The sequence below is a fragment of the Gemmatimonadaceae bacterium genome (assembly GCA_035533015.1).
GTDB lineage: Bacteria > Gemmatimonadota > Gemmatimonadetes > Gemmatimonadales > Gemmatimonadaceae > JAGWRI01.
The window spans coordinates 1-7,319 of sequence record DATLUQ010000040.1; the positions used below are offsets into that span (position 1 = coordinate 1).

At 68.6% G+C, this 7,319-nt stretch carries 10 protein-coding genes; 1 reads left to right on the forward strand and 9 read right to left on the reverse strand.

Translation table 11 applies throughout. The features are described from left to right. Nucleotides 1-160: 160 nt before the first annotated feature. The 5 genes from VNF92_07845 to trxA all read right to left on the reverse strand — a co-directional run bounded on the left by VNF92_07845 (nucleotide 161) and on the right by trxA (nucleotide 3,743). The gene (locus VNF92_07845; protein ID HVA57787.1) at nucleotides 161-1,513 is read right to left on the reverse strand and encodes an NAD(P)/FAD-dependent oxidoreductase; all 1,353 of its coding nucleotides are present in this window, start codon (nucleotides 1,511-1,513) and stop codon (nucleotides 161-163) included. Nucleotides 1,514-1,555: 42 nt separating this feature from the next. After that, nucleotides 1,556-2,212 (reverse strand): hypothetical protein, encoded by a 657-nt coding sequence (locus VNF92_07850; protein ID HVA57788.1) that lies wholly within the window; start codon nucleotides 2,210-2,212, stop codon nucleotides 1,556-1,558. A 56-nt stretch (nucleotides 2,213-2,268) separates the two neighbouring features. Further along, nucleotides 2,269-2,763: a DUF302 domain-containing protein gene (locus VNF92_07855; GenBank protein HVA57789.1), complete on the reverse strand. Its 495-nt coding sequence runs from the start codon at nucleotides 2,761-2,763 to the stop codon at nucleotides 2,269-2,271. A gap of 103 nt (nucleotides 2,764-2,866) precedes the next feature. Next, complete coding sequence (locus VNF92_07860) at nucleotides 2,867-3,388, reverse strand: peroxiredoxin-like family protein (GenBank protein ID HVA57790.1); 522 nt, start codon at nucleotides 3,386-3,388, stop codon at nucleotides 2,867-2,869. Nucleotides 3,389-3,401: 13 nt separating this feature from the next. After that, nucleotides 3,402-3,743, reverse strand: a complete 342-nt coding sequence (trxA, locus tag VNF92_07865; GenBank protein ID HVA57791.1) for a thioredoxin — start codon at nucleotides 3,741-3,743, stop codon at nucleotides 3,402-3,404. 149 nt (nucleotides 3,744-3,892) lie between these two features. On the opposite strand from trxA, the gene VNF92_07870 reads away from it, so the two are divergent. Further along, nucleotides 3,893-4,219, forward strand: a complete 327-nt coding sequence (locus VNF92_07870; protein HVA57792.1) for a hypothetical protein — start codon at nucleotides 3,893-3,895, stop codon at nucleotides 4,217-4,219. Here VNF92_07870 and VNF92_07875 read toward each other — a convergent pair. From VNF92_07875 to VNF92_07890, 4 genes are all read right to left on the reverse strand, one after another. Then, entirely contained in the window at nucleotides 4,129-5,250 is a 1,122-nt protein-coding gene (locus tag VNF92_07875) for an ABC transporter ATP-binding protein (GenBank protein HVA57793.1), read from the reverse strand. The genes VNF92_07870 and VNF92_07875 overlap by 91 nt on opposite strands. Continuing rightward, nucleotides 5,247-6,026 carry an ABC transporter permease subunit gene (locus VNF92_07880; protein HVA57794.1) on the reverse strand — a complete coding sequence of 260 codons (780 nt, stop codon included), beginning with the start codon at nucleotides 6,024-6,026 and terminating at the stop codon, nucleotides 5,247-5,249. The genes VNF92_07875 and VNF92_07880 overlap by 4 nt, the downstream gene beginning before the upstream one ends. Nucleotides 6,027-6,033: 7 nt before the next feature. Beyond that, the gene (locus tag VNF92_07885; GenBank protein ID HVA57795.1) at nucleotides 6,034-6,879 is read right to left on the reverse strand and encodes an ABC transporter permease subunit; all 846 of its coding nucleotides are present in this window, start codon (nucleotides 6,877-6,879) and stop codon (nucleotides 6,034-6,036) included. Continuing rightward, nucleotides 6,876-7,319, reverse strand: a 444-nt coding sequence (locus tag VNF92_07890; protein ID HVA57796.1) for a hypothetical protein, incomplete at its 5' end; no start/stop codon positions are given. The genes VNF92_07885 and VNF92_07890, both read right to left, overlap by 4 nt.

Below are 7,319 nucleotides of genomic sequence, written 5' to 3' on the forward strand. Positions count from 1 at the left end.
CCCAGGAGGTGTGCCTCGAATACCGCGAACCTTCCCATGCGGCGTGCGAACCCGCGTCCGCCCCCGTTGGAACGCTCTTGGCTGGGCACGGCCCTGGTGACGGGACTCCGGGCCGAGGCGTGAGTCCGGCTGGACCAGATCTTAGGGACCCAGGCCCCCGCTATACCAGATACGGCACGTCGGACCCGCTGGTGGGATACGCGTAGATGTGGTGACGGAGCGCCGGCGCCAGGATGCCGTGGTTCATGGCGAGCGCGAACAGGTTCACGAGTTCCTCAGCGTGATGGCCCAGCAGGTGCGCCCCCACGACGCGCTCCGTTCGCTTCTCGACCAGCACCGTGGTCATACCACACTCGGCCGCCACGCGTCGATTGGAGTACCAGTCCGTCGTATCGTGCGTTTCGATCCGGACGTCGACGCCCTGCTCCGCCGCCTGAGCCTGCGTCAGCCCGACGGTCGCGAGTGGCGGAATCGTGAACACCGCGCTGGGGATGGCGCCGTACGCCGCGCGCTGGTGATCGCCCTCCAGCAGATTCGAAGCCACGATGGTGCCCTCGTAACCGGCAACCGGCGTGAGGGGAAGACTGCCGGGTACCGTCGTGACATCCCCGGCGGCGTACACCCGCGCGTTCGTGGTGCTCCGCAGGTATTCATTCACCGCGATGCCCCCACCACGCGACGTCGCCACATCGGCTTCGTCCAGCGCGAGGCGCGCGGTCGCCGGCACGCGCCCGGCGCCATGCACGACCAGATCTGCGTCGATCACTTCCGTGTGGCCCGCGGTGGCCACGTGCACGCGGAACCCGCCGCCCTGCTGCTCTACGCGCGTTACGTCCGCCTCCGTCTGCACCGTGACGCCAAGACCGCGCGAATGCGCCACCAGCCGATCCACGAGATCGGGCTCGAACTGATGGAGCGGCCGGCCGCGGCCCACAATCGTAACCGTGGCGCCGGCCCGAGCCGCGACATGGGCGAATTCGAATGAGATATAGCCGCCGCCGACGAACACGATGCGCGTCGGGAGTTCGTCGAGTTCGAGGAAATCGGTGCTGGTCCGCACGTGCTCCGCACTCGGGAACTCGAGGGGCCGAGGTTCCGAACCCGTCGCGATCACGAAGTGACGGGCATGCAGGACGTCGTCGCCCACCGCGAGCGCATCCGGCCCGACGAACCGGGCGGAACCATGCAGGGTGACGATGCCCGCCGCGTCGAACCGGGCCTCTCGATTGTCCGGCACGGGGTCGGTAAAGCTCCGCTTGAATCGCATCAGGTCGCCCCAGGCGATGCGGGCCTCGCCGGTGGCGCCGCGCCCGTGCATGCGGCGTTGCCAGTCCACCAACTCCGCCGCGCCGACCAACACCTTCTTCGGGTCGCAGCCCCGCAACGCGCACGTTCCGCCATATGGCAGTTCGTCCACGACGGCCACTCGCCACCCGGCCTTCCGGCAGCGGTAGGCCGGCCCCGACCCACCCGAGCCGGTGCCGATCACAATCAAATCGAATGGTTCAGCCATTGGTCACCTCATCTCCCGTGGTGTGCGTCGTCATCCTGATCGTCACTTCACCCCGCCCAGAATCCACTCCGGATCCCGGACCCACCGCCGGACCAGCAGCCAGAGCACCGTGGCATAGGCCAGATGCGCGAGCACCACCGTCACCGGCATGCCGGGCAGGTTCCGGCCCATGAAACCGACGCCCATTGCCGTCACCGCGGGGCTCGCGAGGAATCCGACCGCCATGAACAGGCCGTAGCCGAGCGCGAACCAGAGCGGCTTCCGGCCGAAGACGACCGCGAAGATCAGCCCGAAGCAGACGCCATTCCAGTAGTGGTATGCCCAGCCGGCGATGTTCGACGCCACCGAGGGCCCGAGCATGAAGCGATCGAGCAGCAAGACGCCCATCAGCTGCGGCAGGGATCCCGGCATCTGGCCCAGGTGAAATCCAGCGATCCGTACGATCTCGAGCGCGATCGTGGCGAGGCCCCCGGCGAGCCCGCCCGCGATCATCCGGTTCACGAGCCGGCGTTCATGCCCGGCCGCGGCCATGGCCAGCACCACGAGCAGCACCACGACCGACGGAATCAGCACCCACACCGCCAGCGTCGACAGGGTGAAGTACCCCGCCTGGGCAATCCACAACAGGTTCGGTGCCACGCCCGCCGCGGCGAGCGCGACCGCGCTGAGCAACAGTTCCTTGAGCGAAATCCTTCCCATGAGTCAAGACCTCGGCAGACGGGCGGCGTGGTGCCGCCCGCCCGCTATCGGGTTCATTACATGCCGCCCAACATGCCCATCATGTTGTGCAGTTTGCCGTCCAGCATCTGCGCGATCTGATCGATCTTCGCGTTGTGGAAGCTCTTGAGGATCTCCGACGGCGGCACGTAGCTCACCACGGTTCCCCCCTGCGCGTCCTGGAACACGTTGATGCGCACCGGCACGGCGACGCCCACGCCGGGGTCCGCATTGAACAGCTCCTTGCCCACGGTCGGGCTGCCCACGAAGATCGTCTCGGACTCGAGCTTGAGCCCGGTCATGCCGATGACCTTGCCCTGGTGGAGTTCGCCCATCACCATCATCCCGTTCGAGGCCACCATCTTCTTGACCTGTCCGAGCACCTGATCCACGGAGCCCTTGGCCTTTACCTGCACCACCGGGCTGCCGGCCGACTGGGCCGACGCGACCGCGGGAGCGGCCACGAGCATCAGCGCGGCGGCCATGCCCGCCAGCACGCGCATGGAGCGCGGGACTGCGATTCGATTGGTCATACAGACATCTCCTGTTGTGTGTGTGATCGGTTCTGATCGTTGACGAATGGATGGGCGCGCGATCGCGCCCCACCCGCCCGCGTGGCGCCACCGCGCGGGTCGACTAGGCCTCGCCTCGGGCCGGGTAGTCGTGTGCGATGATAAAGTCGATGGCGCCCAGCATATCGGGGATCGACGGGCGCCCGAACGGCATGCTGGTCACCGCGATGTAGTAGAGCGTGCCGTCCGGCCGAATGAGGAACAGGCCGGGTTCTCCGAACTGGACCGGTTCGTCGGGCTTGATGCCGTTCGATACGTACAGCCCCCATTCCCGCATGGAGGCGATGCTCTGCCCGTAGCCGACGGTCACATGCTTGAGGTCCCACTCCTTGACGGTGCGGACGGCACGCGCTTCGTCGTCGCCGCTGACGGCGACGACATCGACCCCGCGCGCACCGAAATCGTCGACCCGCGTGTCGAGCAGGCGCAGATAGCTCTTGCACACGGGACAGTGCAGCCCGCGGTAGAACACGATCATGGTGAACCGTTCGGGCTTCGCGGCGTCGAGGCGCCACAGGCCGCGGCCAACCGTGGGGACGGCGAGCGGCGGGGCTGGCTGGAGCGGCCGCAAACGAGTTTCGGTCATTGTCGTCGCGTCCTCACGTGGTGGAGAGCGCGGTGAGATGTTCCTCGACCTTCATGCCGAGAATCACCTTGGGCAACGCGCCGACCGTCCGATCGACCAGCTCTCCGTTCAGGAAGTAGAGCAGGGTCGGAATGGAGCGGACGTTGAACCGGGCCGGGATGTCCGCGTTGGTGTCGATGTCCAGCTTGGCGAACTTGGCGCGGCCCTCGTACTCGGCCGCCAGTGCATCCACCACCGGGGCCAGTGCGCGGCACGGACCGCACCACGCCGCCCAACAGTCCACCACCACCAGTCCTTCGTGTCCTTCCACCTCGGCCGCGAAATTCGCGTCGGTGACTTCCACTGGGTGTGCCATGTCGAGATATCCTCCGTTGACGTGGCAACACACGACGCCTCGAAACAGTTCCATCCGGGCCCGCCGGATCGCGATTGGTGGGTGCGGGAACGATCCTCCGCCCGCCGCGGTTGCCGCCGTGGACCCCCTGATAACATTCGGAGACCAGCATGGCACATCGCAGAATCGATCTCGTCTACAGCACTGACTGTCCCAGCGTGGCCCTCGCCCGCATCCAGATCCGCGAAGCCCTCGCGACCTGTGGGCTGGAGGCGGCGTGGCGCGAATGGCGTCTCGACCGCGACTACGTGCCGGAGCCGCTACGCGACGCCGGCTCGCCGAGTGTGTTCGTGAACGGTGTTGACGTGGTCGAGGAGCCGGTGTGGACCGGCAGAAGCTGTCGGCGCTACAGCGCTCCCGACGGGGGCCTCGCGGGCGCACCGGATGCGGCGTCGATCATCGAGGCACTCTCGCTCTCCCGCGCGGTGTCGGCATAGACGTAGAGGCGTCGCGCGTCGTACGCCAATCCGATCTCCGCGCCAACAGCCGGGACGCAGAGTGTGTCGGCCCGCACGTCGACCACCGCGTCCCCAACGGCCACGGCCAAAGTCGTGCGGTCCACCCCATAGTGAACGCCAACGACCCGCGCCCGCACGGGTGATGCCGCGTCGAGTCGCACGGCATCGGTCCGGAACGCCACGACCACCGGCCCGTCGAGGCATACCGGTTCGGGGCACGGCAGGCGACCGAATACCGAGTGCAGCACGCCATTGGCCACCCGCGCGCGCACGAGGTTTGCCACGCCGAGGAATCGCGCGATGGCGAGCGTCGCCGGGCGAGCGAAGATCTCGCGCGGCGCGCCCACCTGCGCGATGCGCCCATCCACGAGGAGTGCGAGTCGATCGCCCAGGAGCCCCGCCTCTTCGAGATCATGCGACACGGTGATCATCGCCGGCCCGTGGCGGGCGTGCGCCTCGAGAATCGCGTTCCGCACTTCGGCACGGAGTTCGGGGTCGAGCGCCGAGAGCGGCTCATCCAGCAGCAGCACCTGCGGCTCGGCCACCATGGCGCGGGCCAGCGCCACGCGGTGCGCCTGGCCGCCACTGAGCGTTTGCGGGCGGCGCGCGGCCAGATCGTCCATGCGCACGGCCTCCAGGGCGGCCATACTCCGCGAGCGCACCTCCCGTCGCGGAATTCCGCGGACGCGCAATGGGAAGGCGACGTTCTCGCACACGTTGAGATGCGGGAACAGCACGGGCGTCTGGTGCAGATAGACCACGCCCCGGCGTTCGGGCGGTTCGTTGGTCACCGCTCGGCCCCCGACGTGAACGGAGCCCCCCGCGGCCGACGCAAGTCCCGCGATGGTGCGGAGGAGCGACGTCTTGCCCGAGCCGCTGGCGCCGACGACCACGATGCGCTCCGCGGAGGCCACATCCAGAGACAGCCCGCGGAGCCCCACCGCGCCGCCGAACGACACGTCGAGGTCGCGCAACTGGAGCGCGGGCGCGGCGATGCGGTCGTCGTTCATGCGGCGACCACTTCGGCGCGGCTCGTTCCGAGCAGGACGCTGCCGAGCACCACCATCGGCGGCACCACGAGCATGAGCGCGCCGACCGCGGCGTATCGCTCCTGCCCGGCGTTGAGATACGAGAACACCTGAATGGGCAGCGTGCGCACCAGCCCTCCGCCCACGAGGAGCGTGAGCGGCACCTGACTCCACGAGACGAGAAAGCCGAGCGCCACCGCCTCTGCCACCTGCCGCCGGAATGCGGGGATGGTGACGTGGACGAGCACCTGCCACGGACGCGCCCCGAGCGTGCGCGCTTCGTCTTCGATGCGGAGATCCGCGACGACGAACACGCTGAGGAAGTACAGCGACGCGAGCCCCGCCGCAGGAATGAGGTGCGCCAGCATCACCCCCACCCAGGTGCCGCCGAGCCCCACGCGAAGGAAGTAGTACTGGGCCCCCGTGCCGACGGCGATGGCGGGCGCCGCGATCGGGAGAAATGCGAGTGCCGCGCCGACGTGGCGCCGCCAACCGGTGAGCGCCGCGATGGCGCGGCCGATCGGAAATCCGATCGCACAACTCAAGACGCCTGTGGCCACGGCGATGCCGGCGCTCACGAGGGCCGCCCCGCCGAGCGCGCCGGGCACGAGCGCCCACGCGTCGCTGGTCACCGCGGCCGGCCACACCGCCGGAAAGAACCAACTCCGACTCACGGACGCGACGAGCAGGAGCCCGAAGGGGACGACGGTCGATGCGACGAGGGCGACGAGGAGGCCCCCGCGGGCGATCGCGCGCATGCGTCCACTATCCACGTTCGCTCCAGGCACGGGCCCATTCGTGCGCCGCCACGGCCACCAACCCCAACGACAGCGCCAGCAGCGTGAGCACGTACGCGTCGCCGCGTCGCGCGAGGTCAAGATCGAGGTAGCGCTCGTAGGTGAGGACCGGGAGCGGCAGCGGATTGCTCCCCGACAACAGTGCCCCGGCCTCGTAGCTCCCGGCAATCACGATGAAGACGACGATCATGGCGGGCAGCAGTCCCCGCCAGAGCATCGGTAACGTCGCTCGGCGCAGTGTTTCCCAAGGGCCCGCGCCAAGGGTGCGCGCCGCCTCCTCGATGGCGATGCCCCGTGTGGCGAGCAGCGAGAACGTCACCAGGCTCAGAAAGGGAAACTCCTTCCACGCCAGGGTCAGCGTGAATCCCAGGCCGCGCGGGTCTCCCACCAGCACCGGCATCTGCGCCGGCGCATGGATGATGCCCACCACGTAGCCAAACCGAGCCAGCAACCCGCTCTGGCTCAGGAGCAGGATGCCCGCCGCAGCCGCCACGATGTGCGGGATCGGCAGGGGGAGGACCGCGAAGAGTTGCGCCGCCCGATCGGCGCGCCCGCCGGCACGGAACGCCACGCCCACCGCGACCGCGGCCGCCGACGCGATCAGCGTCGCGAAAACTGCCGTGCGCGTGGACCACCAGAGCGATCGCCAGGTCTCGGCATCGGCGAACACGTGCGACACGCGTGCCATGGTGAACCCGGTGGCGCCCACGCCGGCCATGCCGAACGCGGCAAGCGTCGCATACGCGATGCCCAGGATCACCGGCGATGTCACGACCGCCGCCGCCGCCAGTCCGACGGCCGAGTCGCGCCTCACCGATTGGCCTCGCGCACCAACCGCCGCCAGTCGGCCTCGAGACGCTCCTGATATCGCGGTGACACTTCCGGTCGGGCATACCGGGCCAGCGAGTCGGCTGAGAGGGCGTGCGGATCGCGCGCCAGGGAATCGAACCGCGCGCGCCAGATCAGCGGGAGGCGATCCATGGCCAGCACCGTCCCATCGGCCCACACGTCCGGCTTCTGTTTCTCCAACTGCGCCGCCGGCGAGAGCAGAAAGTTGGCCACGACCATCGCCCCCGCGGGGTTCGGCGCGTTGAACGCGATGCCCACATAGTGCGCGTTGGCGATCGTGCCGTCTCGTAACAGCAGCGGCCGAGCCGTGGCCGGCAGTATGCCCTGTCGTACCTTGGTCACCACGTCGTTCTGGTTGTAGGACATGCTGAAGTCGATCTCTCCGTTGGCGAACATCCGGTGCAT

Excerpts from the sequence above, each read along its gene's own strand:
- trxA (HVA57791.1), bottom strand. The coding sequence starts at position 3,743 with ATGGCACACCCAGTGGAAGTCACCGACGCGAATTTCGCGGCCGAGGTG.
- VNF92_07880 (HVA57794.1), bottom strand. The coding sequence starts at position 6,026 with ATGCGCGCGATCGCCCGCGGGGGCCTCCTCGTCGCCCTCGTCGCATCG.
- VNF92_07845 (HVA57787.1), bottom strand. The coding sequence starts at position 1,513 with ATGGCTGAACCATTCGATTTGATTGTGATCGGCACCGGCTCGGGTGGG.
- VNF92_07870 (HVA57792.1), top strand. The coding sequence starts at position 3,893 with ATGGCACATCGCAGAATCGATCTCGTCTACAGCACTGACTGTCCCAGC.
- VNF92_07875 (HVA57793.1), bottom strand. The coding sequence starts at position 5,250 with ATGAACGACGACCGCATCGCCGCGCCCGCGCTCCAGTTGCGCGACCTC.
- VNF92_07855 (HVA57789.1), bottom strand. The coding sequence starts at position 2,763 with ATGACCAATCGAATCGCAGTCCCGCGCTCCATGCGCGTGCTGGCGGGC.
- VNF92_07850 (HVA57788.1), bottom strand. The coding sequence starts at position 2,212 with ATGGGAAGGATTTCGCTCAAGGAACTGTTGCTCAGCGCGGTCGCGCTC.
- VNF92_07860 (HVA57790.1), bottom strand. The coding sequence starts at position 3,388 with ATGACCGAAACTCGTTTGCGGCCGCTCCAGCCAGCCCCGCCGCTCGCC.